The 25,853-nt window shown below is 71.9% G+C and carries 25 protein-coding genes, 3 tRNA genes and 1 pseudogene; 9 read left to right on the plus strand and 20 right to left on the minus strand.

Annotation, left to right across the window (positions count from 1 at the left end; all coding sequences use genetic code 11):
• The first annotated feature begins 15 nt into the window (after positions 1 to 15).
• Positions 16 to 690 (plus strand): bifunctional DNA primase/polymerase, encoded by a 675-nt coding sequence (locus ACFY8O_RS20450; protein ID WP_145807857.1) that lies wholly within the window; start codon positions 16 to 18, stop codon positions 688 to 690.
• A gap of 753 nt (positions 691 to 1,443) precedes the next feature.
• On the opposite strand, the gene ACFY8O_RS20455 is transcribed toward ACFY8O_RS20450, so the two are convergent.
• The 3 genes from ACFY8O_RS20455 to ACFY8O_RS20465 form a co-directional block, all read right to left on the minus strand.
• Complete coding sequence (locus tag ACFY8O_RS20455) at positions 1,444 to 2,409, minus strand: DUF5926 family protein (RefSeq protein WP_145807855.1); 966 nt, start codon at positions 2,407 to 2,409, stop codon at positions 1,444 to 1,446.
• Positions 2,410 to 2,616: 207 nt separating this feature from the next.
• Entirely contained in the window at positions 2,617 to 3,177 is a 561-nt protein-coding gene (locus ACFY8O_RS20460; protein WP_387904283.1) for an ATP-binding protein, read from the minus strand.
• A 182-nt stretch (positions 3,178 to 3,359) separates the two neighbouring features.
• Positions 3,360 to 4,187 (minus strand): glycerophosphodiester phosphodiesterase, encoded by an 828-nt coding sequence (locus ACFY8O_RS20465; RefSeq protein WP_387904284.1) that lies wholly within the window; start codon positions 4,185 to 4,187, stop codon positions 3,360 to 3,362.
• A 198-nt stretch (positions 4,188 to 4,385) separates the two neighbouring features.
• On the opposite strand from ACFY8O_RS20465, the gene ACFY8O_RS20470 reads away from it, so the two are divergent.
• Together ACFY8O_RS20470 and ACFY8O_RS20475 are read left to right on the plus strand one after the other, a co-directional pair.
• Positions 4,386 to 5,879 carry a S1C family serine protease gene (locus ACFY8O_RS20470; RefSeq protein ID WP_387904286.1) on the plus strand — a complete coding sequence of 498 codons (1,494 nt, stop codon included), beginning with the start codon at positions 4,386 to 4,388 and terminating at the stop codon, positions 5,877 to 5,879.
• A gap of 58 nt (positions 5,880 to 5,937) precedes the next feature.
• A tRNA-Ser gene (locus ACFY8O_RS20475) sits at positions 5,938 to 6,025 on the plus strand.
• Between the two features lie 160 nt (positions 6,026 to 6,185).
• Here the strand turns inward: ACFY8O_RS20475 and ACFY8O_RS20480 are convergent.
• Together ACFY8O_RS20480 and ACFY8O_RS20485 are read right to left on the minus strand one after the other, a co-directional pair.
• Positions 6,186 to 6,366 (minus strand): annotated as a pseudogene (locus ACFY8O_RS20480) (UTRA domain-containing protein); the annotation flags it as partial.
• Positions 6,367 to 6,468: 102 nt separating this feature from the next.
• The gene (locus tag ACFY8O_RS20485) at positions 6,469 to 7,068 is read right to left on the minus strand and encodes an SMI1/KNR4 family protein (protein WP_387904289.1); all 600 of its coding nucleotides are present in this window, start codon (positions 7,066 to 7,068) and stop codon (positions 6,469 to 6,471) included.
• A 263-nt stretch (positions 7,069 to 7,331) separates the two neighbouring features.
• Here ACFY8O_RS20485 and ACFY8O_RS20490 point away from each other — a divergent pair, with 263 nt between their 5' ends.
• The gene (locus ACFY8O_RS20490; protein WP_387904291.1) at positions 7,332 to 7,991 is read left to right on the plus strand and encodes a histone deacetylase; all 660 of its coding nucleotides are present in this window, start codon (positions 7,332 to 7,334) and stop codon (positions 7,989 to 7,991) included.
• Between the two features lie 108 nt (positions 7,992 to 8,099).
• Here ACFY8O_RS20490 and ACFY8O_RS20495 read toward each other — a convergent pair whose 3' ends face one another.
• Positions 8,100 to 8,981, minus strand: coding sequence for a bifunctional DNA primase/polymerase (locus ACFY8O_RS20495; RefSeq protein WP_387904293.1), 882 nt, complete (start codon positions 8,979 to 8,981; stop codon positions 8,100 to 8,102).
• A 332-nt stretch (positions 8,982 to 9,313) separates the two neighbouring features.
• Here ACFY8O_RS20495 and ACFY8O_RS20500 point away from each other — a divergent pair, with 332 nt between their 5' ends.
• The 3 genes from ACFY8O_RS20500 (at position 9,314) to ACFY8O_RS20510 (ending at position 12,200) form a co-directional block, all read left to right on the plus strand.
• Positions 9,314 to 9,625, plus strand: coding sequence for a hypothetical protein (locus ACFY8O_RS20500; RefSeq protein WP_387904296.1), 312 nt, complete (start codon positions 9,314 to 9,316; stop codon positions 9,623 to 9,625).
• A gap of 221 nt (positions 9,626 to 9,846) precedes the next feature.
• Positions 9,847 to 10,401 carry a SigE family RNA polymerase sigma factor gene (locus ACFY8O_RS20505; protein ID WP_361579432.1) on the plus strand — a complete coding sequence of 185 codons (555 nt, stop codon included), beginning with the start codon at positions 9,847 to 9,849 and terminating at the stop codon, positions 10,399 to 10,401.
• A gap of 152 nt (positions 10,402 to 10,553) precedes the next feature.
• On the plus strand, positions 10,554 to 12,200 hold the full coding sequence (locus tag ACFY8O_RS20510; RefSeq protein WP_387904298.1) for a long-chain fatty acid--CoA ligase: 1,647 nt from the start codon (positions 10,554 to 10,556) through the stop codon (positions 12,198 to 12,200).
• Positions 12,201 to 12,323: 123 nt separating this feature from the next.
• On the opposite strand, the gene ACFY8O_RS20515 is transcribed toward ACFY8O_RS20510, so the two are convergent.
• Together ACFY8O_RS20515 and ACFY8O_RS20520 are read right to left on the minus strand one after the other, a co-directional pair.
• On the minus strand, positions 12,324 to 16,433 hold the full coding sequence (locus ACFY8O_RS20515; RefSeq protein ID WP_387904301.1) for a response regulator: 4,110 nt from the start codon (positions 16,431 to 16,433) through the stop codon (positions 12,324 to 12,326).
• Between the two features lie 635 nt (positions 16,434 to 17,068).
• Complete coding sequence (locus ACFY8O_RS20520) at positions 17,069 to 17,539, minus strand: SSI family serine proteinase inhibitor (protein WP_387904304.1); 471 nt, start codon at positions 17,537 to 17,539, stop codon at positions 17,069 to 17,071.
• A 413-nt stretch (positions 17,540 to 17,952) separates the two neighbouring features.
• Between ACFY8O_RS20520 and ACFY8O_RS20525 the strand changes: the two genes are divergently transcribed.
• Together ACFY8O_RS20525 and ACFY8O_RS20530 are read left to right on the plus strand one after the other, a co-directional pair.
• Positions 17,953 to 18,043: transfer RNA gene (locus ACFY8O_RS20525), tRNA-Ser, on the plus strand.
• A gap of 207 nt (positions 18,044 to 18,250) precedes the next feature.
• Positions 18,251 to 18,323 (plus strand) — tRNA-Arg (locus ACFY8O_RS20530).
• A gap of 78 nt (positions 18,324 to 18,401) precedes the next feature.
• Here ACFY8O_RS20530 and ACFY8O_RS20535 read toward each other — a convergent pair.
• From ACFY8O_RS20535 to ACFY8O_RS20590, 12 genes are all read right to left on the minus strand, one after another.
• A complete protein-coding gene (locus tag ACFY8O_RS20535; protein ID WP_449341823.1) occupies positions 18,402 to 19,628 on the minus strand; it encodes a site-specific integrase in 1,227 nt (408 codons plus the stop codon).
• Complete coding sequence (locus tag ACFY8O_RS20540; protein ID WP_387904308.1) at positions 19,625 to 19,831, minus strand: excisionase family DNA-binding protein; 207 nt, start codon at positions 19,829 to 19,831, stop codon at positions 19,625 to 19,627. The genes ACFY8O_RS20535 and ACFY8O_RS20540 overlap by 4 nt, the downstream gene beginning before the upstream one ends.
• Entirely contained in the window at positions 19,828 to 21,240 is a 1,413-nt protein-coding gene (repSA, locus tag ACFY8O_RS20545) for a replication initiator protein RepSA (protein WP_387904310.1), read from the minus strand. Before repSA ends, ACFY8O_RS20540 begins: the two co-directional genes overlap by 4 nt.
• 91 nt (positions 21,241 to 21,331) lie before the next feature.
• The gene (locus ACFY8O_RS20550) at positions 21,332 to 21,652 is read right to left on the minus strand and encodes a SpdD-like protein (RefSeq protein ID WP_387904312.1); all 321 of its coding nucleotides are present in this window, start codon (positions 21,650 to 21,652) and stop codon (positions 21,332 to 21,334) included.
• Positions 21,653 to 21,679: 27 nt separating this feature from the next.
• Positions 21,680 to 21,835, minus strand: coding sequence for a hypothetical protein (locus tag ACFY8O_RS20555; protein WP_328895177.1), 156 nt, complete (start codon positions 21,833 to 21,835; stop codon positions 21,680 to 21,682).
• 12 nt (positions 21,836 to 21,847) lie between these two features.
• On the minus strand, positions 21,848 to 22,039 hold the full coding sequence (locus ACFY8O_RS20560) for a mobile element transfer protein (protein ID WP_056702241.1): 192 nt from the start codon (positions 22,037 to 22,039) through the stop codon (positions 21,848 to 21,850).
• 5 nt (positions 22,040 to 22,044) lie between these two features.
• Positions 22,045 to 22,230, minus strand: coding sequence for a hypothetical protein (locus tag ACFY8O_RS20565; protein WP_387904316.1), 186 nt, complete (start codon positions 22,228 to 22,230; stop codon positions 22,045 to 22,047).
• 18 nt (positions 22,231 to 22,248) lie between these two features.
• Positions 22,249 to 22,908 carry a DUF2637 domain-containing protein gene (locus ACFY8O_RS20570; protein WP_387904318.1) on the minus strand — a complete coding sequence of 220 codons (660 nt, stop codon included), beginning with the start codon at positions 22,906 to 22,908 and terminating at the stop codon, positions 22,249 to 22,251.
• Entirely contained in the window at positions 22,908 to 23,117 is a 210-nt protein-coding gene (locus ACFY8O_RS20575; RefSeq protein ID WP_387904320.1) for a hypothetical protein, read from the minus strand. Before ACFY8O_RS20575 ends, ACFY8O_RS20570 begins: the two co-directional genes overlap by 1 nt.
• 83 nt (positions 23,118 to 23,200) lie before the next feature.
• On the minus strand, positions 23,201 to 24,556 hold the full coding sequence (locus tag ACFY8O_RS20580) for an FtsK/SpoIIIE domain-containing protein (protein ID WP_387904322.1): 1,356 nt from the start codon (positions 24,554 to 24,556) through the stop codon (positions 23,201 to 23,203).
• A gap of 2 nt (positions 24,557 to 24,558) precedes the next feature.
• Positions 24,559 to 24,918, minus strand: a complete 360-nt coding sequence (locus ACFY8O_RS20585) for an SCO3933 family regulatory protein (RefSeq protein WP_387904325.1) — start codon at positions 24,916 to 24,918, stop codon at positions 24,559 to 24,561.
• A gap of 139 nt (positions 24,919 to 25,057) precedes the next feature.
• On the minus strand, positions 25,058 to 25,837 hold the full coding sequence (locus ACFY8O_RS20590; protein ID WP_387904328.1) for a GntR family transcriptional regulator: 780 nt from the start codon (positions 25,835 to 25,837) through the stop codon (positions 25,058 to 25,060).
• Between the last annotated feature and the right edge of the window lie 16 nt (positions 25,838 to 25,853).

The raw sequence follows: 25,853 nt of genomic DNA on the forward strand, positions 1-25,853 counted from the left end.
AAGGAACGAGCGCTCATGCGCGAGATCCTCGGAAGGCGACGCAGGCACCGGCCCCGGCGCCAGGAAAGTTCCGCCCGGCTCGACGCGGCGCTGACCTGCGCCACCGTCTGGAAATGGCCCGTACTCCCCGGAGCGGGGCTGGCGACCGCGGGTGAACGCGGCCGTGACTGCGCCTGTCCCGACCCCGAGTGCGCCGTGCCCGGCGCACACCCCTTCGATCCCGGCCTCCTCGCGGCGACCACCGACGCGCGCATGGTGCGCTGGTGGTGGGCCAACCGGCCCGCCGCGCCCGTCGTCCTGGCCACCGGCGACCGGGCGCCCTGCGCGCTGAGCCTGCCGGCCGTGGCGGGCGCCAGGGCGCTGGCCGCGCTCGACGCGATGGGGCTGCGGCTCGGCCCCGTGGTGGCGACCCCCACGCGCTGGTCGCTCCTGGTCGCCCCGTACACCCTGGAGCGGCTCGGTGAGCTGCTGCACGCGAAGGACCGGGTGCCCAGCTCGCTGCGGTTCCACGGGGAGGGCGGCTACCTGATCCTGCCCCCTTCCGAGATCGGCACGGGCCAGGTGCGCTGGGAACGCGCACCGGAGGCCGGGACCCGCGCGCCGTGGCTGCCGGACGTGGAATCCGTCCTGGACGCACTCGTCGAGGCGAGCAACAGTGCGCCGGACGGCGGCAGCAGACTCGCCTACTGACCGGGGCGGCCGTGTACCGGCCGGGTCGTCCGCGTGCGGACCCGGTCGGCCGCGTACCGGCCGAGGCGCCCGTTCGGTGACCGAATGGGGCCCCGTGCAGACCGAATCGGATCGTGCATGCGCGAAGTCGGTCTGTCGCTGCGTGAGTCCAGTCGCGTACTGCCTGGGTGGCCCCGCGAAATACCGGTCCGGAGCCGGGCGCGGGTGGACCCCGGAACGGGCGCAATTCATTCCGAGCAAAACCCCCTGGCGGCAGGCTTTCTGACGCCCTTTTCGCCGATTGCGCAAACGGTGCGCACGGTGATGCGGGTGGGAATGTTTTCCGTGGTGCGGCCGTCGTATTCAAGGACTCGGCGTCATCGGTCTTCTGTCCGAAAGCGACCGGCTCCGGCTCCGGCGCTCCGGGGGCGCGCCCCGCTCGAAGAGGTCGGGGCGGGCGCCGGGCGCGACAGCTCGGCGAGGCGTGGACCTGTGGCGGCAGCGCGCGTGAGGGCGGGGGGCGAGGGTGGGGCCCGGCGGTCGGCGCAGGTCTGCGATCCGCCGCGTGCTCCGGCGTGCGCCCCGGCCGTCCCCGCCTGGAAACGAGGACGCCCGGCCGCTGGCGACGGGGGATGCACCAGCGACCGGGCTTCCAGAACCGTAACAAGAGATCTGCCGTTAGCAAATTCGATCTCGCCTATTCGGACAGGTATTTACCGGCGAGTACGAGGCTTTGTGACAGGAGTCACGAAGGCGGGGCGGATCTCGTCACTGTCAGCTGAGCGTCACTTGGCGGTTGGTGAGCCCGCCGCGCGCCCGGCGCTCCTCGCCCGTGAGCGGGAGGTCCGACGCCAGGGCTTCGGCGAGCCGCTCGGCGAACTGCGCCGCGGGCTTCTCGCACTCCTCGGCACCCATTCCGCTCGGCAGGTCCCAGACGGGGACCATGAGGCCGTGCGCGCGGAACGAACCCACCAGGCGGGTGCCCTCGCCGAGCGAGGAGGCTCCCGCCGCGTGCAGCCGGGCGAGGGCGTCGAGGAGCTGCTCCTCGGGGTGCGGCATGACCCAGCGCAGGTGGTTCTTCTCGGGCGTCTCGCACCAGTAGGCCGCGTCCACACCGGAGAGCCGGGTGGTGGGGATGGCCGCCGCGTTGGCGCGCTCCAGGGAGGCGGACACCTCCGGCGTGGCGTTCTCCGCGTCCGGCACCCAGAATTCGAAGCCCGCGTGCACGACCGGCTCGAAGGCCCCCTCCGGGTCGAGGAGATCCTGGAGGCGCGGGCCGTCGGCAGGCACCCGGCGGGCGGTGACGGGCGAACCCGGCTCGGCCTCCAGGGCCCGCTGCAGGGTGTCGGCCAGATCGCGGCTCAGGTCGCCGGAGGAGGTGTCGTTCTGCAGGGCCAGTAGGACGGAACCGTCGTCGCGGCGCAGCGCCGGCCATGCCATGGGGAGCACGGTCGCGAGCGCCACGGAGGGGACGCCCTCGGGACGGCCGCCCTTGAGCGTCAGCTCGACGGTGGCGGCGGGGACCAGCTCGCGCAGGGCGATCCAGTCGCACTCACCGGAGAGTCCCTCGAAAGGACGCTGGACCAGCTCGGTCACGGCCTGGGCGGCGGCACGGCCGTGACATGCCTTGTAACGACGGCCCGAACCGCACGGACAGGGCTCACGAGCCCCGACGACCGGGATCTCCCCCTCCTTGAGCTGAGGCTTTCCGGCCTTGGACTGAGGGCGCTTCTTGGCCATGGTGGGCGTTCTCCCGATTGCGACAGTGCGGTCTCGGGCGCGAGCCTAGCCGTCCCCGTCAGCGCCGGGGCCCACGTGCCGTCACGGCTCGCACCGCGCTCGCGCGGTGCGCACTTCGCTCGTGCGGACCGTGGCCCCGCTTGTGTGGACCGTGGCCCCGCTTGTGTGGACCGTGGCCCCGCTCGTGCGCACCGCGCCCCTTCAGCCTCAGCCCGCGTCGTCGAAGGCGTCGAGCGCGTCCAGGGCCTCGGCGAGGTCCAGTCCGTCCAGCGAGCCGAAACCGATCGCTCCGCCCAGCCCCTCGAGAGCGGCCCGTTCGCGGCAGGCGGCCGTCGCGCGCTCAGAGGACGCCGTGAAACCCCGGTGCCTTCGGCCCGCGGAGACCAGGGCCCAGACCGTGACCTCACCCGCGGTGTCGTCGCGGACACCCCATTCCTCGGCCAGGGCACTGATGATGTTGAGCCCTCGCCCGCCCCGCGCGGTCACCGACGGAGTGGCCGGAACCGGCCTCGTCGGTCCCCCGCCGTCCGTGACCTCGACGGTCAGGTCGCCTCGCCCGTCCACGCGCCACGCGGCGCGGACGTCACCGTCACCCATGTCCGCGTGCTGCCCCAGCGGTCTGCCGTGCCGACAGGCATTGCTGAGGAGCTCGGAAAGAATCAGTACAGCGTCGTCGACCACGGTGTCCGACACCCCGTTGCTGCGCAGCTGCTCACGCATACGGTGCCGCGCCCGCCCCACGCCCGCAGGGCCATGGGGTACGGCCATGCTCGACGACGTGGGCACTTCCTGTGCCACCACAAACGCCACCCCCGAGACCTCCTTCGCCCCACGCCAGGGATTGGATGCCCCTCTGGGCTGCGCCGGAAACCGGCCAAAGCCCTGTCAGTGATGCACTCGTAACGATCGATTGCGGAGCGAATGCGCCGGTGCACTCCTGGTAACTGATGTTAAGAACGGCCAAGTTGTGACAGCACCTGTTTGGGGCGGTTCGTGATGATCGCTTCCACGCCCAGACGCGCACAGAGTTCCACGTCCTCCGGCTCGTTCACCGTCCAGACGTGCACGCGGTGGCCCGCGCGGTGCAGGCGCTCGATGTAGGCGGGGTTGTTGCGTACGATCCGCATCCCCGGACCGGCGATGCGGGCCCCGGCGGGCAGCCGCCCGTCGCGCAGGCGCGGTGAGACGAACTGCATCAGGAAGACGGTGGGCAGGGCCGGGGCGGCCGCCCGGATGCGATAGAGGGACCGGGCGGAGAAGCTCATGACGCGCACCGGCGGCGGCTCGCCGGCCGGCGGATCGTCCAGGCCGAACCGCTTCAGCAGGTGGAGGAGCCGCTCCTCGACCTGTCCGGCCCAGCGGGTGGGGTGCTTCGTCTCGATGGCCAGCTGGAGCGGACGGCCGGTCGCCCGGACGTCGTGCGCCAGCTCGAGGAGGCGCTCCAGGGTGAGTACGGAGGTGAGCTCGCCGGGCACCGGGTCCCAGTCGGGGGACTCCTCGCGGTCCTTCCAGGAGCCGAAGTCGAGGGCGGCGAGGTCGGCCAGTTCCAGGGCGGAGACGGCGCCCCGGCCGTTCGACGTGCGGTTCACCCTGCGATCGTGCACACAGACGAGCTGCCCGTCGGCGGTGAGGCGCACGTCGCACTCCAGGGCGTCCGCCCCGTCCTCGACGGCCTTCCGGTAGGCGGCCAGGGTGTGCTCGGGGGCGTCGTCCGAGGCCCCTCGGTGCGCGACGACCTGGATGCCGGGCCGTTCGGAGGGTAGGCGTGCGTGGGTCACTGCGCCATGGTGTCACCGCGACGCGTCGGGTGCTGACAGCCTTGTTGCGTAGGACCGTTTTGCCTGATGTAAAGATTGGTGTGCGGATGCACAGGTCCTGCTTACAGTGGCCTGACGTGCTGTGGGAAAAGCTGACCGCAGACACGTGCACAGCGGATCTCTTGCCGAATGCCGAGTGGAACCGAGGAGTAAAGAGCTGTGAGCACCGAGAACGAGGGCAACGAGAACAACGCGGTTCCGTCCGTACCGTCTGTTCCGACCGCGCCTCCCGTGCCGCCCGCCGCTCCTGAGGGCCCCGCGCAGGGAAACCGGCCCGCACCCGAGGTCCCGCCCGCCGCCCCCGCGGACGCGCCCACGGCCCAGGTCCCGGCCGCGGCCCACCAGGAGGGCGACGGGTCCTTCACCCGGCACGAGCAGCCCTACGCGCCGCCCACGCCGGAGCAGCCGCCTGCCGCGTCGGCCGCCTGGCCGCCGCCCCCTCCGGCCGTCCCCTCGTACGCCGACGGCGGCGCCCCTCCGGCCTGGGGAGCCCCGGCGCACGCGGCGCACGCGGCGCCCGACTCCCCGCGCAAGCGCCGCGCGGGCGGGCTGGTCGCCGCCGTGGCGGTCGCGGCGCTGGTCGCGGGCGGTGTCGGCGGAGCCCTCGGCTACTGGGCCGCCGACAGCAACGACAGCGGCTCCTCGGGGTCCACCACGATCTCGGCCTCGGACAGCCCCAGGGAGCTGAAGCGCGAGGCGGGCACCGTCGCGGGCGTCGCGGCGAACGCCCTGCCCAGCGTGGTCACCATCGACGCCCAGTCCGGCGACGGCGAGGGCGGCACGGGCACCGGCTTCGTGTACGACAAGGAGGGCCACATCCTCACCAACAACCACGTAGTGGCCTCCGCGGCGGACAGCGGCCAGCTGACCGCGACCTTCTCCAACGGCAAGAAGTACGACGCCGAGGTGGTCGGGCGGGCCCAGGGCTACGACGTGGCCGTGCTGAAGCTGAAGAGCGCCCCCGACGGTCTGACCCCGCTGGCCCTGGGCAACTCGGACAAGGTCGCGGTGGGCGACTCCACCATCGCGATCGGCGCTCCGTTCGGCCTCTCCAACACGGTGACCACCGGCATCATCAGCGCGAAGGACCGCCCGGTGGCCTCGGGCGACGGCTCCAGCAACGCGAACTCGTACATGAGCGCACTGCAGACCGACGCCTCCATCAACCCGGGCAACTCCGGCGGTCCGCTCCTGGACGCCGGGGGCGCGGTCATCGGCATCAACTCGGCCATCCAGTCCACCAGCGGCAGCGGCACGGGCCAGTCCCAGGCCGGCTCCATCGGCCTCGGCTTTGCCATCCCGATCAACCAGGCGAAGAACGTCGCCGAACAGCTGATCAAGACGGGCCAGCCGGTATACCCGGTGATCGGCGCGACGGTCACGATGGAGGAGAAGACCGGCGGTGCCGTCATCTCGGACGAGGGCGCGGGCGGTACCCCGGCCGTCACTCCGGACGGTCCTGCCGCCCAGGCGGGCCTGAAGGCCGGCGACGTGATCACCAAGTTCAACGACACCGTCGTCGACAGCGGGCCGACCCTGATCGGCGAGATCTGGACCCACAAGCCGGGTGACAAGGTCACGCTCACCTACGAGCGGGACGGCAAGACGGCGACGGCCGAACTCACCCTGGGCGAGCGCAAGGGCGACAGCTGACCGGCTAGGCTGTTCCACGCATCGCGCCGCACCGGTCACGGACGCGGCGCCGACGCGGGGTGGGTTGCCCGAGCGGCCTAAGGGAACGGTCTTGAAAACCGTCGTGGCGCGAGTCACCGTGGGTTCAAATCCCACACCCACCGCCAGGTGAGAGGCCCCCGACCAGTACATATGGTCGGGGGCCTCTGCCATGCCCGTTCCCCGCCGGGCACCGCTGTTCCCCCTCGTTTCCCGCTCTGTCGGGCACGAAAGGGGCACGCAGGGGGCACGGCTGGGCCACGGCTTTGGAGCCGCCGGGGCAGCTCGTCAGCGGCTGATCGGGATCTCGTAGACGATCTCGCAGTGCGCTGCGGGCACCACGATGTCCGCTGTCTCCACGGGCCGGCCGTCGTCGCTGTAGTACGTCCGCCGGATGTGCGTGACGAGTGCGGCCTTCTGGACGGCCGAGTAGTGATGCCTCCTCGGCCGATGCCTGCCGTGGCTCCGGCTACTCCACGGCATGGCCCCTGAGGCATGTGAATAGCCCTGTGATGTGAACACAAGGTGGCGCCCTGGCCGGAAAGAGCGCCGAGGGCATCATTTCGTTGCTCTAGGCCTCGGCGAACCAGGAGCGGCTCTTGGCCCACTTGGTTGCCCACCCAGCGAAACCGGGCGTGCCCGGCATCAGGGAACTGTCCGGCCGGGTACCGAAAGGCACCGCGCCGTTCTCATCGACCAGCCAGACGTGACCGCGCTGCGGGCCGGTGACGATCAGGTGCCAGTACATGCCGCAGCCGTCAGTGCCCAGCAGTAGTGAGCCGTGGTCGTAAACGGAGTCGATCCGATCCTCCAACTCCTGCCTCGACACTGTCTCCTCGTCCGCCTTCGACTCCTCTTCCTCCCACAACCATGACGCGGTGAGCGGAAAAGGCTCGGCGAGCATGCGCTCCGGTCGGTCCGAGCCCCAGTCCGACGGTGTTTGTACGAGGGGCAGCAGACCGTAGTAGGGAGGTCCTGCGCGGAGCCCGTCGCAGATCTCCGCCACGAAGGTGCGGTACGGCTCGGGGAGCACGATCCCATGCTCCGCCTCGAAGGACCGCACCACCGCCCAACCGGCCGGCGGTATCGCCTCGGGACGTGATGCGAAGACATCGCGGAGGGCGGCCAACTCGGTTGGGTCGCAGATTTCCGTGTTCATGTCGATCATCATGCAAGATCTGGCGGAGGCGGTAGCAGGTCAGAGGGCGGGTCTCCTACGGAGGCCCGCCCTTCGCCTTGCTGCCGGTCGTCTCGTGCAGCGGGTTTCCCCCTCCGGCCGGGGAAGTGTGGGCCGGGGGCGGGCCGGGCACGCTGCTCCTCGTGCCACGGCGGTCCGCCGGCGGCAGAGGCGCCCGGGGCCGGTGTCCGGGGTGTCGTCCCGTACGACGCGCCGTGCTCGGACGCCGGGTGCGCGAGTCGAGGAGGAGGCGGTCCGTGGTCGGCGTGCGGCAGGTCGGGCCCTGGGGTGTGGAGGAGACCGCGCCGGAGCGGGTCTGGTACGCCGCCTACGGCTCCAACACCCATGCGGAGCGGCTGGGTTGCTGCATCAGGGGTGGCCGGTCCCCCGGTGCGGCCATGGTGTACCCGGGCTGCCGGGATCGGCGGCCACCCGTCAGATCGGTTCCCGTGGAGCTCGCGGGAGCGCTCTACTTCGCCACCGAGTCGCCGGTCTGGGGAGGTGGAAGGGCCTTCTACGATCCGCGGGCCGAGGGCCGGCTCCGGGCTCGCGCTCACCTCGTGTCCGCCTCGCAGTTCGCCGACATCGTGGCCCAGGAGATGTACAGGGCCCCGGGCGCCGATCTCGACCTGAGCGAGGTCCTCGGCTCCGGTGTCTCCAGGGTGGGGAGCGGACGCTACGAAACCCTGGTGTGCGCGGGGCAGATGGACGGACTGCCCGTGCTCACCTTCACCGCCCCCTGGAGCGTGGACGACGTGGTCCCTGTAGCGCCCTCCGGTGCCTATGTGGGCTACCTCGCGGCCGGTCTGCTGGAAACGGGTGCCTGGGACGCCGCCACGGTGGCCGCCTATGTTGCCGCCGCGCGGGGTGCCGCCGGCCGGTGGTCCCGGCGCGCCGTCCTGGAGCTGATCACGTAGGCCACCGCGAACGGCGGCCCGTGGGTGCGGCCGTGGGTGCGGACGGAGGAGAAGTGCGCGTGGCCCGAGGCCCGCTCGCTGCCGGGACACGGCAACGGGCGGGCCCGGTCACGGAGTCCGTCGCGGCGCGGTCAGGCGGGCGGCGGAGGCGATGGCGGCGCGTGCCTCCTGTTCCGTGAGACCGGTGCTGAGCGCCGCGTCGGTGAGTGCGTCCGCGAGGGCGTCGCCGAAACCGTGCTCGTACGCCCGGCAGGCGGCCCAGAACAGGCGGGTGTTGCGCTGCCCCTCGTGGGCGGCGCGCACGAACTGCACCAGGCCCTCGCCCTGCCGGCCGGGTGCGGCCCGGCTCGCGGTACGGCTGGGGCGCGGTGGCGGGGTGAGCAGGCGCAGGAGGGCGCGGGGGCAGGGGGCCGGCGCCAGGTGGGCCGTGCCGGGCGCGAGCCGGTATCTGCCGTGGGTGGTGACCGAGCCGGGGCCGACCAGATACCCGCCCGCTCCGCGGACGTCGATGCCCGGGGCGAGGCGGCTCGCCGAGTTGGACACGGAGACGCCGGACGGGCCCGTCAGCCAGAGGTGCCGGCCGCCGCTGGGGGTGAGCACGGTGACCGTGGCCGGGATGGTGAACAGGTGCTGGAGGGCCAGCTGCTGGAGCGCGGCCACGGAGTCGTTGCCGTGGGTGGTGTCGATGTCGAGGTCGATGCCGATGAGGCGGTGCGGCGGGCGTCCGCAGGCGATGCCGTATCCGGTGGCCCTGGGGGCGGCGGCGAAGAGCGCGCGGACGGCGGCGGGGTCGGTGGTGGCGTCGTGGACGCCGTGGCCGGGCAGCCCGCAGGCGCCCCGGCAGCGCACGGGCGGGTCCTCGTCGTGGTGCGGGGAGCGCAGGGCGGGGAGCTTGGTGGCGGACAGGGGGAAGACGGGGAGCCCGTGCTCGGCGGCGGAGAGCGCGTGCGCCAGGGCCAGGGTGGCGGTCTGCCGGTCGGTGGTGGCCATGCCGCCATTTTCGTACACGCGTTCGAAGAAGGGAAGGGGGCTTGTGGACGCGCCCCCGCCGGGCCCCTTCCCGGCACCGACTCCCGGTCGTCGCCGCGCCTGGTCATCCGGCATGCCCGGCCGGTACCGGGCGTCCGGGATCCACCACCTCGCTCCGGGAGGTTTGGCGGGCCTTCCTCATCCCTGCGGGGGAATCGCGGACCGCCGGTGATTCGCCCGGGAGGCGGTGGGCAGTCCTGCTTCCGCGACGTCGTGACCAGCACCGGGGCGGTCGGCCAACTGCTTCGGGACAGCCGTATCAAGCCGCGTTCTCGGTTCCTGGAGGAATTCACATGGCACGTATCCGCACCGCTCGCGTCCTCGCCGTCGTCGCCGCCCTGCCCCTCGCCGCCGCCCTGTCCGGGGGCGTCGCGGTCGCCGACAACGGAGCGTTCGCGAGCGACGGATCGAACGCGGGGGTGGCGACCATCGGATCCGGTGGCGTCGGAGGGGACAACTCCGGCAACTCCTCCACGTCGCAGCAGCAGGCCGTGGGGGACGGTGCCTCCAACCACAGCAACCTGGCCCAGGTGAGCGGCTCGTACTTCACGTGGATCGACCAGTCCACCTACATCGTCAACGTGAACTTCTCGCCGCTCTGGTGACCCGGCCGGGAAGGGCCCGTACGCCGGTGGCCACGGCTGCCGGCGTGCGGGCCCTTCCGTTGCGGCGGAGCGCCGCCCCTCGGGGTGGGGACCCTGAGGGGGGTGGAGCGCTCCTCCACCTTCAGGAGGTGGGGACCGCCCCACCCCTACAACCTGAGGCGGACGTGGCTTCGGGACCTGGGGCCGATCCCCTCGTGCGCGCCCGCTCCTAGCGTGGAGGCATGACCACGCCAGTCTGCACCGGCGCCTCCAGGGCGGCCGCTGCTTCCGCCGGACACCGCCGCTATCCGTCGTTCTCGTCGTACGTACGAGCCCGGGGGCCCGTGCTGCTGCGCACCGCCCGTTCCCTCACCGCGAACCCGAGCGACGCCGAGGATCTGCTGCAGACCGCGCTCACCAAGACCTACGTCGCCTGGGAGCGGATCGAGGACCACGGCGCGCTCGACGGCTATGTCCGCCGCGCCCTGGTGAACACGCGCACCTCGCAGTGGCGCAAGCGCAAGGTCGACGAGTTCGCCTGCGAGGAGCTGCCCGAGAAGGAGGCGGCGCCGGCCCCCGACCCCGCCGAGCAGCAGACGCTCCACGACGCGATGTGGCGGGCCGTGCTCAAGCTCCCGGACCGTCAGCGGGCCATGGTCGTCCTGAGGTACTACGAGGACCTCAGCGAGGCACAGACGGCCGAGGTGCTGGGGGTCTCGGTCGGCACGGTGAAGAGCGCCGTCTCGCGGGCGCTGGGCAAGCTCCGCGAGGACCCGGAGCTCAGCCCGGTCAGGTGAGGGGGCCCGTCGGGGTCCGCCGCAGGTCGTGCGAGGCCCGGCTTCTGACGGCCGACACCGATTCGTACTCCCGGAACTAGTGACATACCGCGTGGTATGTGAGCAGAATCAGCGCACCCTTACCGCCGCGTAGCGCCCACCGGGAGGACGCCGTGCTGAGCACCATGCAGGACGTACCGCTGACTGTGACCCGCATCCTGAACCACGGGATGACCATCCACGGGAAGTCGCAGGTGACGACCTGGACCGGTGAGCCGGAGCCGCACCGGCGCACCTTCGCCGAGATCGGCAGGCGTGCCTCGCAACTGGCGCACGCCCTGCGCGACGAGCTGGGAGTCGACGGCGACCAGCGGGTCGCCACGCTCATGTGGAACAACGCCGAGCACGTCGAGGCCTACCTCGCGATCCCGTCCATGGGCGCCGTGCTGCACACGCTGAACCTCCGGCTGCCCGCCGAGCAGCTCGTCTGGATCGTGAACCACGCCGACGACAAGGTCGTCCTGGTGAACGGTTCGCTGCTGCCCCTGCTCGCCCCGCTGCTCCCTCACCTGCCCTCCGTCGAGCACGTCGTCGTCTCGGGCCCGGGAGACCGCTCCGTGCTCGAAGGGATCACCCCCCGGGTGCACGAGTACGAGGAGCTGATCGACGGCCGCTCCACCGCCTTCGACTGGCCCGAGCTGGACGAACGCCAGGCGGCGGCCATGTGCTACACCTCCGGGACCACCGGGGACCCCAAGGGCATCGTCTACTCCCACCGCTCGATCTACCTGCACTCCATGCAGGTCAACATGGCCGAGTCGATGGGGCTGACCGACAGGGACACGACCCTGGTCGTCGTGCCCCAGTTCCACGTGAACGCCTGGGGGCTGCCGCACGCGACCTTCATGACCGGCGTCAACATGCTCATGCCCGACCGCTTCCTCCAGCCCGCACCGCTCGCCGACATGATCGAGCGCGAGCGCCCGTCGCACGCCGCCGCGGTGCCCACCATCTGGCAGGGGCTCCTGGCCGAGGTCACCGCCAAGCCGCGCGACCTCTCGTCCATGGCGAGCGTCACGATCGGCGGCGCCGCCTGTCCGCCCTCCCTGATGGAGGCGTACGACAAGCTGGGTGTCCGGCTCTGCCACGCCTGGGGCATGACGGAGACGTCGCCGCTCGGGACCATGTCCAACCCGCCCGCCGGTCTGACCGCCGAGCAGGAGTGGCCCTACCGGATCACCCAGGGCCGCTTCCCGGCCGGGGTCGAGGCCCGGCTGACCGGCCCCGGGGGCGAACACCTGCCGTGGGACGGCGAGTCCGCGGGCGAGCTGGAGGTCCGGGGCCCCTGGATCGCCGCCGCGTACTACGGCGGCGCGGACGGCGCGGAGCTGCGACCCGAGGACAAGTTCAGCGAGGACGGCTGGCTGAAGACCGGCGACGTCGGCGTGATCAGCGCCGAGGGCTACCTCACGCTGACCGACCGCGCGAAGGACGTCATCAAGTCCGGTGGCGAGTGGATCTCCAGCGTCGACCTGGAGAACGCGATCATGGCGCACCCCGACGTGGCCGAGGCCGCGGTCGTCGCCGTCCCCGACGACAAGTGGGGCGAGCGCCCCCTCGCGACCGTCGTCCTCAAGGAGGGCGCCACCGCCGATTACCGGGCGCTGCGGACCTTCCTCGCCCAGTCGGTCGCCAAGTGGCAGCTGCCCGAACGCTGGACGATCGTCCCGGCCGTGCCCAAGACCAGCGTGGGCAAGTTCGACAAGAAGGTGATCCGCAAGCAGTACGCGGACGGGGAGCTGGACGTCACGCAGCTCTGAGCGTCCGCCCCGGGCCCGCAGCCGCCGCCCGGGGCCGCCGCGAACGACGAGGGCGGTACGGGTCTTCCCGTACCGCCCTCTCCGTACGCCGTCCTGCCGGCGCGGTCACGCTCCGGCGGGACGTCAGTTCGTCCCTATCTTCGCCAGGAGATCCACGATCCTGGACTGCACCTCGTCGCTCGTCGAGCGTTCGGCGAGGAAGAGCACCGTCTCGCCCGAGGCGAGCCTGGGGAGGTCCGCCTCCTCCATACCGGCCGAGGTGTAGACGACGAGCGGTGTGTGGTTCAGCGCGCCGTTCGCGCGCAGCCAGTCGATGATCCCGGCCCGCCGCCGGCGCACCTGCATCAGGTCCATGACCACGAGGTTCGGCCGCATCCGGGTCGCGAGGTCGACGGCCTCGCTGTCGCCGGAGGCCCGCGCGACCTGCATGCCGCGGCGCTCCAGCGTCTCGGTGAGGGCCAGCGCGATCTCCTTGTGCTCCTCGATCACGAGGACCCGCGGCGGATGCTGGTCGCTGTCGCGGGGGGCGAGCGCCTTGAGGAGCACGGCCGGGTCGGCGCCGTACGCCGCCTCCCTGGTCGCCTGCCCCAGGCCGGCCGTCACGAGCACCGGGACCTCGGCCGCCACGGCCGCCTGACGGAGCGACTGGAGGGCCGTACGGGTGATCGGCCCGGTCAGCGGGTCCACGAACAGCGCGGCGGGGAACGCGGCGATCTGGGCGTCGACCTCCTCGCGGGAGTGCACGATCACCGGACGGTAGCCGCGGTCGCTGAGCGCCTGCTGGGTGGAGACGTCCGGTGCGGGCCAGACGAGCAGCCGACGCGGGTTGTCCAGCGGCTCCGGGGGCAGTTCGTCGTCCACGGGCTGCGGCTGGGGACGGTTGGCGACCTCGACGGCGCCTCCCGGGCCGTCCAGCGGCTCCGGGCCCTCCGCGCCCTCGTCGGGGGCCCCGATGGCGTACGAGCGCCCCTCGGGCGCGGGAGCGGACAGCAGCCGGCCCGATCCCGAGCCCTGCACGGTGCCTCCCTGCGCGCCCCCGGGCTGCGGGGGTACAGGTGCCGGGGCGGGCTGGGGCGGCACGGGGGCGGCCGTGGCCGGTGCCTGACGCTCGGGCTCCGGCGGGGCCGCGAGCTTGCGGCGCCGCCCGGCGCCGCCGAGCGTCTGGTTCTGCTGATGGGCGAGGTGCTGTGCGAAGGGCACACCCTGCCCCAGGGTCCGGACGCTGAACGCGCGCCCCTGCGTCGAGTCCGAGGACGCGGGCATCGGCGCCTCGGCGGGCAGCGGCTGCCGCCGGGCGTCCGGCGCGGGGGTGCTGGCGCCGGCGCCGGCCGGATGCGCCTCCGGCGCGGGCCCTGCGGGGGTGGCGGTACCCGTGGTGTGCGTGGTGCTGCCGGGGCCCGCCCAGGACTCCTCACCGGCCGGGGCCGGCTCCTCCTCGTGGACCAGCGCGGCCAGCCCCTGGCCCGAGGTGCCCCCCTGCGCCCAGTCGGGCTGCGGCGGGACGGCGGGCAGCGGCTGCCCCGGGACGGGGTGCCCCGGCCCGGGCTGCGGCTCGGCCGGTCCGGCGGGCCGTGCCCTCCGGCGGCCCGAGGGCACCGGATGCGGCTGCGGCGGTGTGTGGTCCTCGTCGGGTGCGGTGCGTACGGCGTCGTGGCGCTCGGCCGGCGGACCGTCGTCGATCACGACGGGCCGAGGGCCCGCCGGGGCGTGCCGGGGCGTCTGTGCGGCGGGCTGTCCCGGAACCTGCTGCGGGCTCGCCACCGCCGGCTGGGAGTCCGGCGCGACCTGCTGGACGGCGTCCGGGACCGGGACCTGCGGCACGACGGGGGATGCGGGCGCAGGCACGGGGGCCGGTGCCACGACAGGTGAGCCCGGAGCCGTCGGAGGGATCCGGTCCGCGGCGGCAGGCGGCAGCGCGAAGGCGGTACGGGGCCCCGTGGGTTCGGCCGCTGCGGCGCGTTCCTGTGCCGCCGCGAGGGCCCGGCGGGCGCGACGGCCCGCGGGCTGCTGCTGGCCGGGCTGCTCGTGCCGTGCCTGCTCGCCAGAGGCCTCGGGAGAGGCGAGGGCGGGCAGCGCGGGCTGGTTGCCCCCGGTCTGCCGCCCGGTCCGCCCGGCGGCGTTCTGCGGCACGCCCTGGGGCGGCACGGTGTGCCCCCGCTGCGGACGTCCGCCACCCCCCTGCGCGTTCTCCGCCGCGGTCACCACCGACCCCTCCGACGGGGCGGGCTCCTGAGGAGCGCCCGCCGCGGGGAGTGCCAGTGCCTGCCGGGGCTGCTCCGCCGTCTCCGCGGGGCTGGGCCTGCCGCGCCTGCGGCCGGAACCCTCACCGCGCTGAGGCGGGGTCAGCTCCTGCGCGTGCTGTTGTTCCTGCGGGGCTGTGGCCTCCCGGCGCGCCCGGCGGCGCCCCGTCGGCTCCGCCGCCGCGGTGTCACCGCCGGCCGCTGCCTGATCCACCGGGCTGTCCAGGAACGCGTCCGTCGACGCCCTGCGTGCCCTGCGGCGCCCACCCTGGGCGGGCTGGGGCGCGGCTTCCGGGACGGCGGCTTCCTGCACGGCCGGCACGGGCGACGGTGCGACGGTCCCGGCGCCGGTGCCGATCGGCACCTCGAGGACGTACGCGCTCCCGCTCATGCCCGGCATCTCGTGCGTCTGGAGCACGCCGCCGTGCGCCCGCACGATCCCGCGCACGATCGGCACGTGCACCGGGTCGCCACCGGCGAACGGGCCGCGCACCTCGATCCGTACGACCTCACCACGCTGGGCCGCGGCCACCACGACCGTCGAGTCGACGTAACCCCCGCCCGGGACCAGCCGGGCCTTGCCGGTCGAGTCCACGCCGGCCACATCGGCCACGAGGTGGGCGAGCGCGGTGACCAGCCGGCCCGCGTCGACCTCGGCCTCGATCTGCGGGGCGTGCACCGCGAACTGCGCCCGGCCGGGACCGATGAGTTCGACCGCGCCGTCGATACCGGCGGTCACCACGGCGTCGAGCAGGACCGGCTGCTTGACGAGCTCCTCGCTACCGCTGTCCAGGCGCTGGTAGCTCAGTACGTTGTCGACGAGCGTCGTCATGCGCGCGTAACCCGCGGCGAGGTGGTGCAGGATCTGGTTGGCCTCGGGCCACAGCTGACCGGCCGGGTCGGCGGCGAGGGCCGAGAGTTCACCGCGCAGCTCCTCCAGCGGCCCGCGCAGGGACTCGCCGAGGACCGCGGTCAGCTGGGCGTGCCGCTGGCCGAGGTCGGTGAGGCGCTCGGTCTTCTCCTCCAGCTCGGAGGCGTAGCGCTCGGTGCGGTCGGCGATCTCGGCCGCGTGCTTCTCGGTCAGCGCGGTGACTTCGGCGCGGTGGCTCGCGGTGAGCTCGGCGATCTCGGCCGCATGCCGCTCGGTGAGTCCGGAGACCTCGTCCGTGTGCTGCTGGGTCAGTTCCTCGTAGGGCCTGCGGTCGGTGAACGTCATGACCGCGCCGACCAGCTGGTCCCCGTCGCGCACCGGGGCCGTCGTCAGGTCGACCGGCACCTGGGCACCGCTCTTGGACCAGAGCACCTGCCCCCGCACCCGGTGCTTGCGGCCGGACTTCAGGGTGTCCGCGAGCGGGGACCCCTCGTACGGGAAGGGGTCACCCTCCGCGCGCGAGTGCAGGATCAGCGGGTGGAGTTCCTTGCCGCCGAGGTCGCTGGCACGGAAACCGAGGATCTGCGCGGCGGCGGGGTTGACCAGGACGACCCTGCCGTCCGTGTCCGTACCGACGACGCCCTCGGAGGCCGCCCGCAGGATCATCTCGGTCTGCCGCTGCGAACGGGCCAGCTCGGCCTCGGTGTCGACGGTGCCGGAAAGATCCCGTACGACGAGCATGAGCAGCTCGTCGCCGGTGTAGCTGGAGTGGATGTCGTTGTACCCGGCCTGACCGCTGTCCAGGGCCGCGCTGGTGACCTCGACGGGATACTCGCTCCCGTCGGTACGGCGCGCGATCATGCGCGTCGGCTTCGTCCTGCCCTGCTCGTCCGCAGCGTCCGGCCTGCGCATCGACCCCGGGATCAGCCTGGAGTCGAACTCCGGAAGCAGATCGAGCAGTCCGCGCCCCACGAGCGCGGTGCCCGGGGTCTCGAACATCTCGAGGGCGATGGTGTTGGCGTTGACGACCGTGCCGTTGCAGTTGACGAGCAGGAGCCCGTCCGGGAGGGCGTCGAGTATGGCTGCGAGGCGAGCAGCGCCTCGGGATGGCCTGCTGCTCACGAGACGCTTCCTCCCTGAATACCGCACCTTGCCGACAGCGGGCCCCATCCTGCCCCTCGGGCCTCAGGCTGTCACTGGAGGAGTCTAAAGGCAGGGAGCGCATGTCGGGCGGCGGATGAGGGGGAGCTCTCACCAAGGTTCTGTGCACACGGTGCACGCCGGTGGTCCGCCCTGTGACCCCGCGCGCCCCCTTTGACGTGCGCGGATACATACCTGTGTATGCCTGGAATCGCCCGAACTGCGCCTGGAACGAGGCCCTTGGGCAACCGGGTCGTCTCCGTACGCGCCCCCGTGCACGCCCTCCGGCCCGGCCGAAGTCCCCGGCGCACGCCCCGCCGAACCGGCTACGCGGCGGCATCGAACCGGTTCCGCAGGGGGACGGAAACGACTGCGTGAGGAAAGGGGGGCGAGGGAGAGGGGCGCGTGTGCGGCAGAAAACGGAACCTCTGCTTCGCGGGAAGGGAGCCGGGCTGTTCCGTGGGCACGGGGAGGGCCGTTGCGTGGGCACGGGGAGGGCCGTTACGTGGGAACGGGGCGGGCCGTTGCGTGGGCACAGGGCGGGCTGTTCCATGGGCGCCCGCCCCGGGCACGCTGCGACGCGGCCCGGGGTGGGTGCGTCGCAGCGGCCGGGCCGGTCACCTCGCGGAGGGGAGTACCGGCACGAGCTTGTTCCAGCGCGAGATCTCGCAGCCGTTCGCGCGGCTGAACCGTGCGTCGACGTCCTCCCCCTGCCAGGTGCCCTGGACCCGGGCGGCGGCAGGCCCGCCGGCCTGCTGGGTGCACATGGCGTTGCGGTCCGTCGCCACGAACGGGTTGTCGCCCGACTCCGCGGCCTCGTCCAGCAGGTCGCAGGCCCGCTGGGCCTCCGGGTGGCTGCCGCCCGCCGGATCGCACTCCAGCTCGAAGGTTCCGTTCGCCGCCGGGTTGCCGGACTCCGACACGGTGATGGTGAGCCGGGTCCGCTCGTCCGACTCCCCGGGCCAGTCCCCCTGGAGCAGCGGGAGCGGAGGCAGCGGCACGAGGGGGGTGACGGCCGTGGCGGCGGGGGCGGCTGCGGACAGCGCGGCGAGGGAGGCGACGGCGGTGAGGGCGAGACGGCGAAGCATGCGGGGCTCCTGTTGTTCTGGCGCGCCCAGGAGCGCGCCGGGCTGCTCCGGTGTACGCGCCGGGTCCAAGCACGCGCCCACCGGACACACGAGGTGACGGACTGAGGGCGGAGCCCTCGCCTTCTCTAACGCTCCGCACGCCCGCACGTTGCGCAACTCATGGGGGGCCGACCGGAAACGCCGGGCCGCACGCGGGACCTTTGGCCTGTGCGGGGCCCGCCGCTCGCTCGCCGGACCCGCCGGCGTTCGGGCGGCCCGCAGACGGTTCGCGTGGCCTCCGGCGTTCGCGCGCCCCGCCGCAGGGCGCTTTGCCTCGCCGCCCACCTGCCTAGTACCGTGGGCGGCGATTGGTGACAGCACGCTCGACTGTGTCATCATCTGCACGCACCACTCGCGCTCGCGCGGGGTGTGCTGGAGGCGTCGCCTAGTCCGGTCTATGGCGCCGCACTGCTAATGCGGTTTGGGTCTTAAAGCCCATCGAGGGTTCAAATCCCTCCGCCTCCGCAAGATCCCGAAGCCCCGTGCCCCTGGCACGGGGCTTCGGTCGTCCCGGGGGCGGGGAATCCAGCCCCACGGGGGCGTTTTCGCAGGTCAGGAGATGTATGGCTAATGGATTTCGCGTCACGGCGCAGGTCATGTAATGTTGTTCTCGCAACGCCGACCGGGGAGAAAAACCCGGGGGGCGGGACCGAGGCCCAGGCCGAGGAACACGCACTCGTAGCTTAACGGATAGAGCATCTGACTACGGATCAGAAGGTTGCAGGTTCGAATCCTGCCGAGTGCACAGCAGGCGAGAGGCCCTCAGGAGAAATCCTGAGGGCCTCTCGCGTTGCCCGTACAGCAGCGAAGTACAGCAACCGTGTCAGTCGGTACCGCCCATCGCGTCGGACAGCTTGCCGATCGCGTCTCGTACCTCTTCCTCGCTCGCTTCGGCGTAGACCTCCATCGTCATGGCGATCTGAGAGTGGCGAAGAATCCGCTGGGCGATCTTCGGGTGCACCTTGAGGGCGACCAGGAGCGAGCTGCACGTGTGCCGAGTGTTCCGCAGCGGGATGCCCCGGAGGCCGGCACGGCGAGCCCGAAGCGCGAACATCCGGGTGAGGTTCCCAGGCTCGATCGGAGTCCCGTACTTGGTCGTGAAGACCAGGCCGTGAACGTCCTGCCAGAGTTCGCCCGCGGCTTTCCGGTCGCCGATCTGCTGAGTCCGACGCATCCGGAGGGCCTTGAGGCAGAGGGACGGCAGCGGTAGGAAGTCGTCGGAGTCCTCGGTCTTGGTCTCGCGGTGGAGGATCTGCCGGCCAGCCCGCTGGATCTGGTGGTCCACGTACAGCTCGCCGGCGTCGAAGTCGATGGACTTCCACGTCAGCCCCAGCACCTCCCCGCGGCGCAGGCCGAGTGTCAGCACGAGAACCCAGGCTGCGAAGAGGTGGTCGTCGCGTGCGGCAGCGTCCGCGAGGAACTGGCCGGCCTCAGCGACGGACCACGGCTTGATCCGGCGGCGTCGAGGCTTGGGCACTTTCACCAGCGAGGCGACGTTCTTGCCGATCTCCTCTTCCGTGACCGCGTGGGTCAGCGCAGCCCGCAGAGCGTCCCGGGAGGCCTGGATCACCCGGCGGGACGGGTACGACTCGCAGCAGTCGCCGACCGCGCAGCACTTCCGTCGAGCAGCCGCCCTCTTCTCGTCTTTGCCCTGGGCGCAGCACTGGCAGACGGTGCCCAGCTTGGTCAGCCACTCGCGCACATCGCGGACAGTGAGCTTGTCGAGCCGCTTGGAGCCGAGGTGAGGGGCGATGTAGAGCCGGACGTACCCCTCGTACGAGACGTAGGACAGCGGGGCGAGGTTGGGCTTCACGATCGAGTCGAGCCAGTACGTCAGGAAGGCGTCGAGGGTGCGGTGCCGGGTGGCCACCGGCCCTTTCTTCGCTTCGGCGTGGAGCGTCAGCCACTTGTCGTGGACCTCTTCGCGGGTCTTGCCGTACGCGTACTTCCTAGCGCGCTTCCCGTCCGGCTTGGTCACCCAGACGTAGGCCGCGAAGCCGTTCTTGTACGGGTAGATGGAGCCCTCTCCGTTGCCGCGCTTGCCGGTCATGCCGCCCACCCTTCGGCCTCGGCGGAGACGCGCTGGATGTACTCGTCCACCCAGGCCGGGAGGATGCGGCGGTTGCGGCCGACTTTCACGGAGCGGATCTCCCCGGTGAGCACGAGCATCTTCGTCTTGGAGAGCCCGAAGCCGAGCATCTCGGCGACCTCGGTGGTGGAGTGCCACTTGCGCTCGATCACGGTGGTGGTCATACGGCTGTCCCTTTCAGAGCGTCATACCGGGCTTCGCGGGCGGTCTCGCGGTTGGTCTGGAGATCACGGGCGATGGTGGCGGCAAGGGCCCCTTCGCCGGGGGTGTGCCCGTGGCCGACGTACTGCCAATCGGTCATGACGAGGACGGTGTCCGGTTCGCGGTCGGCGAGGCCGAGGGCGGGCGCTTCCTGGGCGGCGCGGTAGTCGGCGCGTTCCTGGCGGATGGCACCGAGGGTCGTGGAGTACGTGCGCGACTTCGACGAGAAGTGGCCGCGGAAGCCGAGCATGTGCGCCCAGGCCCAGAGGCGCCGGTCCGGATAGAGGTGGTCGAGCTCTCGGCATGCGGTGATGAGCCGACGGGTGTGATCGGGGACGCGGTGGCGGTCGAGTTCGGCGAGCTCGCCGATGCGGCGGTCCAGGGTGCCGCTGTTCTCGGCGGCTTTGGTGGCGTACTTGGCCACGTAGGAGGCGACTGCCTGTTCGGTGACGTCGGAGCCGTCGCCGAAGGCTTTGACCGGGCGGACGTCGAGCTGTCGGCCCCAACGGAACGTTCGGGACGGCTGGTCACCGGCAGCCGGGACCGAGACCGACGTGTACGAGTGCGCGGCGGCGGCTCGTATCGCGTCAGTGAGGGCGTCGACCGTGGCCCAAGCGGGTGGCGGTGTGCCGGGTCCGTCCGGGCCGTCGAGGCGTACGACGGAGTGGAAGTGGAGGGCCCCACGCTTCTGGAATTCGGCGACCTTGCCGAAGGAGACGCGGAGATGATCACCCAGCTCACGGCGTGGGATGCCGGCGTGGATGGCGAGTTCGCGGCGGAGTCGGGTGGTGAAGCGCTGCCAGAGCTGACCGGCCTGGTTGTTGAAGAGCACGGCGCCCGCGTAGTCGTAGGAGTCCGGATCGAGGGCGGTGCCGAGGTCCGGGGCGTCGGTGGCGTGCGGGGTTCCGCAGCGGCAGGTGCCACGGTTGGGGCGGTTGTGGACCGGGCCGAACGATGGGGCGGTGAGGGTGGCGAAGACGCGCGGGTGGTCGCGGACGGTGGCGGGGATGTCGCGGCGGTCGTCTCCGGCGAGACCGGCGCGGATCAGGTGGTAGGTGTCGCCCGCGTAGGTCCAGGCGCAGGAGGTGCAGCGGGAGGCGCGGCGGTTGCCGCAGGCGATACGGAGGCGTCCACCCGGCTCGTACGCGGTGGAGTAGCGGTGCAGGGTCTCGCCGCTGGTCTTGTCCTTGTGGGTTACCCAGCCGCTCAGGTGGACGGGGTCGGCGCAGCCGCCGGTACGGCGGATCTGGTCTTCCCAGCGGGTGTAGTCGGAGGCTGAGGCCACCCGGAGGACGTCCCCGAGGACGGCCGGGTCGAGCGATGGGGCGGGCATGGACGGCTTCCGTGTCGAGGGTGAGGCCCGGTGGGCCATGCTGGGGGTTCCTTCCGGTTGAGAGATCGATCGGTGGGGACGGCTCCCGGGCGGCGGATGCTTGGCGGTATCGAGGCCGCCCGGGGGCCGGTCAGCGGCGTTTGGCGTCGGAGGCGATCAGGGAGCGCAAGACGACCGCGCAGACGGCGACCGAGGCACTGGTGATGGCGACCGCCAGGAGCAGCGAGACCAGGACGGTGCCGACGACCAGGACCACGGCGGTGCCGGCGCCGACGAGTGCGAGCGCGGTGCCCGGGGTGAGCTGGACGACCGGACGGGACGGCACCGGGGCGGCGGTGGGCGCCGGGGGCTGGACCGGCGTGCCCGGGGTGATGGTGGTCGGCCGGATGACGGCGTGCGGGGTGATCAGGCCGGTGGGCTGGGGCATGGTCGGGATCTTGGGCTGGAACATGGTGGGTTCTCTTCTCCCGGGTGCGGGTTACTTGACGGCGGTGTCGATTACGGAGGCGAAGAGGCTGTCGGCGAGGAGGTAGCCGCCGAGGAGGAGCACGCAGATCAGCCACAGCGGCGGGCGGAAGAGCTTGATGCCGAGGTAGCCGACGGCCAGCAGGGCGAACCAGAGGGGGACGTCCATGGACGCTGTCTCCTAACGGGCGGTGCAGCGGTGGGTGCGGGCGGCGAGTTGGGCGGCGGTCCGGCTGGAGTAGTCGGCGGACCAGCCGCAGCGGTCGGCGGTGCACACGGCGGCGTGGGCGGTGCGGCCGGTGCGGTCGCGGTGGGTGCCGATCTGCACGGGGCCGATCCGCATCACGGAGTGGAAGCTGTCGCGGGCGGGCATGCCGGTCAGCCCCTGTCGGTCGTGGGGTCGGGGTACTGGGCGCGGATGTTGCGGGCGGTGGCCGGGTCGTCGACGCGTCGTGCGGCTTCCTCGGCGAGCAGGTGGGCGAGGAAGGAGCGTCCGGCCGCGGCCATGTCACGCGCTCCGTCGAGGTAGTCGGCCATGGTCAGGTCGGCGGGATCGTTGGTCATCTCTGTTCTCCCTTGCGATCAGGTGAGGCGGGCGGCGATGGCGTCGGCGAGGTGGGGCGGGACGCCGAGGCGGGAGCGGAGGGTGTCGGTGTCGATCGGGGAGCCGGTGCGGGTTCGGTATTCGTCGGCGACCTTGCGGGCGTGGTCGACCAGTGCGGTGGGGACCTGCGGAGTCGGGGGCGAGGGCAGGGCCTGAGGCGTACCGGCTTCCTCAGCCGGGGACGGGGCCGGGACGGCATCAGGCACAGGCACCGGCCCGATGTCCTCCGCGTCCGCGACGGTGGCCGGCGGAACCGGGGCCGACTCCGCATGCCCCGACGAGTGCGCGAGGAGGGTGCCGCCGAGGAAGGCGAGCGCAGGCCAACCGGCGATGCCGAGGCGGAGCGGTGCAGGCGGGTCGGCCAGGTCGAGGAATCCGGCGGTGGCGACGTTGGCGCCGAGCGAGGCGAACAGGGCGACCAGGAACCAGCACCAGGCCAGCCGGGATGGTCCCTCACTGCGCAGCCGACGCCACGCGGCGACAAGGAGCAGGTCGACGCTGACCGGGTAGGCCCATGCCTTCCAGCCGTCCTGTCCGGCAGCGGCGGCGAGGTCGTGCAGGTGAGCGAAGGACAGGGCTCCGGCGATCACTGCCTGGATCAGCACCGCGTCGACCCGGAGGCCGTGCCGGGCGCCCATCAGGAGTCCTCACCGGGGTGGGCGGGACCGCCGTTCGGGTCGTCGTAGTCGTCCGGGAAAGTGCCCTGCGGCGGCTCCGGCAGCGACACGGCGAGCGACGAGCTGACGGCGTCCGCGAAGTCGAGGTCGGCGCCGGCCATGTCGGCGTACAGGGCGAGTTGGCCGAGCAGGAGCACGGTCCGGGCGAAGTCCTCGCAGTCCGGGCACATGGCGGTTCTCCCTTCTTTGGGCATGGAGGGGGTAGGGATCCGGCGCGAAGACTGTCGCGCCTACCGGGTGGATCGGGGAGGAATCAGGCGGTGGCCGGAGAAGCCTTCGCCGAAGGCGCGAGAGCGATGGCGGGACCGGTCACGGCAGGCCGGAAGGGGGCCAGCTCGGGCAGGTCAGGGGTGCGGTCGGCGTACCGGTTGCAGAGGTTCACGGCCTGGCGGAGCGAGGTGTGCGGAGCGCGGATGCGGTGCCACCCGCCGGACGAGTCGCCCGCGATGGCGAGGCCTCGCATGTCGGCGGGAATCTGGATGGCGGCGAGGACCGCGTCCGGGGCGATGTCGCCGAAGGCCATGTTGGCGGAGGTCTCGTCGTTGAGGCGGTGGGCGGTACGGCCGGTGAGTTGGGCGCGGAGCATGGTGATGCCCTTGCCGAGTTCGGAGCCAAAGCGCTGTCCGCAGATTTCGAGGTAGATGCCGGCCGCGCGGCCGAGCTGTGCGAGGCGGACCAGAGCGGTGATGATGCGGTCCCGCCGCCTCTCCTCCTCCTTCGTTGCGTACAGAGCGAGTTCGGCCACCTCGTCGACCAGGACGACAACCGGTGTCGGCCGGATCTCATCCGGCAGGTCCCAGATGTCGGCGGCGATCTCCGCGTCCGGCACATCGACAGTGATGCGCTGCTGGGTACGGATGAGGCGGTAGACGTCTGCCATCCGGGCCACGAGTGCGTCGAGGAGTTCGGCGGCGGTGTCCGGGCTGTCGGCCAGCGCGGAGAACCGGCGGGCCAGCGGGAAGAGTTCGACCCCCTGCTTGCAGTCGATGCCGACGAGGGCCACGTCCATGGGGGCCAGCCCGGCAACCAGGTTGCGTTGGTAGACGGACTTGCCGGACTCCGTGGCGCCGAGGGTGAGGGCGTGGGGTATCGCCCGGTAGTCGCGGTAGTGCACCGCCCCGTCCGCCCGAAGGGCGACCGGTACCCGCATCGGCCGGGGCTCGGTCTCGGCAGGCATCTGCACCCGCTTGAGCACGTCGTATCCGGTCATCCGTACCTCGACGACACCGGACCGCACCTCACGCGAGATGACGCCGAACATCGAGAACGAGTGCCGGAGCCGGTCCGAGGCCGCGGCAATGTCGAAGGCGTCCTGTCCGGGACGGAGCTTGAGCCGCAGGACCAGACCGGTGCGAGTCGGCCGCAGCTGTCGGATGCGCGGCGGGCGGGGCTCAGGTATCGGCCGGTTGGTGGCCCGAGCCAGGGCTAACCGCCACCGCGCGGGCGGAACGGTCAACCCGCACGCGTCCATGACCGAGCGGTACCGGACCAGGACCCGCAACGCGGCCAGAGTGACCCCGAAGGCCAACCAGTACCAGGCGGGGCGCCGCCACCGCAGGAGACCCGCAGCGGCGACGACCAGCACCAGAACGACCGTGAAGGCGGTCATGATCAGGCCGCCTTCGACCCTGCGGCGGCGACATCGACGAGCGAGGTGACCGCGACCGCGCGGAACGCGATGCCGTGCCGCCGCTGGCCGTTGAAGTCGTTCTCCCACGGACGGGCGACCAGGCCGGTGAGCGCGACCGGCGTACCCATGGACAGCTCACCGCTGATCCCGGGCTCTGGAACGGTGACGGACAGGATCTCCACCTCCTCGTTCGCCGCGAACATCACGTCCACCGTCATGAGCTGAGCACCGGTCTCCATGTCGGTGGCGATCTCGCCGGTACGACGGTCACGCACCTTGACCTGCGGAGTCTTGGCGACCATCACGACCGCGCTGGAGGTGTCGACGGGAATCTGACGCACAGCAGATTACTCCTCTATAGATGCCGAACTCTGTCACTCATGTATATGAGTGACGTGTACAAGAGTGCATCGCTCCTGTACATGAGTCAACCCGCCGCGAAGAAGAACTCACGACGGGCAGCGGGGAGTTGAACGGGCGTCAGTCGCCGGCAGGGATCCGGTACTCGAAAACGAACTGGTCAGCGGCCATGAGCGTGTCGCACACCTCAACCACACGGCCCGCGGTCGTACGCGCCTCCCGGATCAGGTGAACCACGGGCGCACCCGGGCTGAGCGCAAGTTCCGACGCTTCCGACTTCGAGGCCGGGCGCGCTTGCAGGTTCTCGACGAACTCCGCGAACTCATGCCCGTGGTCTTCGAGTCGGGCGTAGATGCCACCGCCCCCGGGGTTCTCGGCGAACAGCTCCGGGATCTCCTTCACCACGTCCCACGGCAGGTAGGACGAGGCGGTCTCGACCGGGGTGCCGTTACGGAAGTAGAGGCGCCGACGAGCCAGCACCTGCGTACCGGCGGGGACGCCCAGGCGCTCGGCGGCATCCTCGGGCGCGTCCATGGGGCCGATGTAGAGGACGCTGACCTTCGCGGTGGCACCGGACTGCGCGGACTCCGCGAGGTATGCGGCCTGGCCACCCTGCCGGAGCGAGCGCCGGAAGCGATCAGAGGAGCGGTGCCGCACGGGAGGCCGGTTCTTCACGATCGAGCCCTTGCCGTGCCGGGTCTCGACGAGCCCACTCGCCCGCACCTCGACCATGGCCTTACGGATCGTCCCGCCTGAGACGCCGTAGCGGTCCACCAGCTCGGATTCACTCGGCACCATGTCGCCGGCCTTGAGAACACCCGCCCGGATCTGCTGCACGAGGTCGTCAGCGATCTGCACATACCGAGGCCCGGAACCGGCCCCTCCCGCCGCAGTTCCCATAGTCCTTCCTTGCCTC

Origin of the sequence: Streptomyces argenteolus (assembly GCF_042902585.1) — a bacterium.
Classification (GTDB): domain Bacteria; phylum Actinomycetota; class Actinomycetes; order Streptomycetales; family Streptomycetaceae; genus Streptomyces; species Streptomyces argenteolus.

Excerpts from the sequence above, each read along its gene's own strand:
- ACFY8O_RS20570 (WP_387904318.1), bottom strand. The coding sequence starts at position 22,908 with ATGGGCGCCCGGCACGGCCTCCGGGTCGACGCGGTGCTGATCCAGGCA.
- ACFY8O_RS20540 (WP_387904308.1), bottom strand. The coding sequence starts at position 19,831 with ATGACCACCACCGTGATCGAGCGCAAGTGGCACTCCACCACCGAGGTC.
- ACFY8O_RS20485 (WP_387904289.1), bottom strand. The coding sequence starts at position 7,068 with ATGATGATCGACATGAACACGGAAATCTGCGACCCAACCGAGTTGGCC.
- ACFY8O_RS20575 (WP_387904320.1), bottom strand. The coding sequence starts at position 23,117 with ATGTGCCCGGACTGCGAGGACTTCGCCCGGACCGTGCTCCTGCTCGGC.
- ACFY8O_RS20565 (WP_387904316.1), bottom strand. The coding sequence starts at position 22,230 with ATGACCAACGATCCCGCCGACCTGACCATGGCCGACTACCTCGACGGA.
- ACFY8O_RS20580 (WP_387904322.1), bottom strand. The coding sequence starts at position 24,556 with ATGACCGCCTTCACGGTCGTTCTGGTGCTGGTCGTCGCCGCTGCGGGT.
- repSA (WP_387904310.1), bottom strand. The coding sequence starts at position 21,240 with ATGGCCCACCGGGCCTCACCCTCGACACGGAAGCCGTCCATGCCCGCC.
- ACFY8O_RS20455 (WP_145807855.1), bottom strand. The coding sequence starts at position 2,409 with ATGGCCAAGAAGCGCCCTCAGTCCAAGGCCGGAAAGCCTCAGCTCAAG.
- ACFY8O_RS20500 (WP_387904296.1), top strand. The coding sequence starts at position 9,314 with ATGGCACGTATCCGCACCGCTCGCGTCCTCGCCGTCGTCGCCGCCCTG.
- ACFY8O_RS20590 (WP_387904328.1), bottom strand. The coding sequence starts at position 25,837 with ATGGGAACTGCGGCGGGAGGGGCCGGTTCCGGGCCTCGGTATGTGCAG.
- ACFY8O_RS20450 (WP_145807857.1), top strand. The coding sequence starts at position 16 with ATGCGCGAGATCCTCGGAAGGCGACGCAGGCACCGGCCCCGGCGCCAG.
- ACFY8O_RS20560 (WP_056702241.1), bottom strand. The coding sequence starts at position 22,039 with ATGCCCGCCCGCGACAGCTTCCACTCCGTGATGCGGATCGGCCCCGTG.
- ACFY8O_RS20460 (WP_387904283.1), bottom strand. The coding sequence starts at position 3,177 with ATGGCCGTACCCCATGGCCCTGCGGGCGTGGGGCGGGCGCGGCACCGT.
- ACFY8O_RS20520 (WP_387904304.1), bottom strand. The coding sequence starts at position 17,539 with ATGCTTCGCCGTCTCGCCCTCACCGCCGTCGCCTCCCTCGCCGCGCTG.
- ACFY8O_RS20495 (WP_387904293.1), bottom strand. The coding sequence starts at position 8,981 with ATGGCCACCACCGACCGGCAGACCGCCACCCTGGCCCTGGCGCACGCG.
- ACFY8O_RS20555 (WP_328895177.1), bottom strand. The coding sequence starts at position 21,835 with ATGGACGTCCCCCTCTGGTTCGCCCTGCTGGCCGTCGGCTACCTCGGC.
- ACFY8O_RS20505 (WP_361579432.1), top strand. The coding sequence starts at position 9,847 with ATGACCACGCCAGTCTGCACCGGCGCCTCCAGGGCGGCCGCTGCTTCC.
- ACFY8O_RS20535 (WP_449341823.1), bottom strand. The coding sequence starts at position 19,628 with ATGACCGGCAAGCGCGGCAACGGAGAGGGCTCCATCTACCCGTACAAG.
- ACFY8O_RS20550 (WP_387904312.1), bottom strand. The coding sequence starts at position 21,652 with ATGTTCCAGCCCAAGATCCCGACCATGCCCCAGCCCACCGGCCTGATC.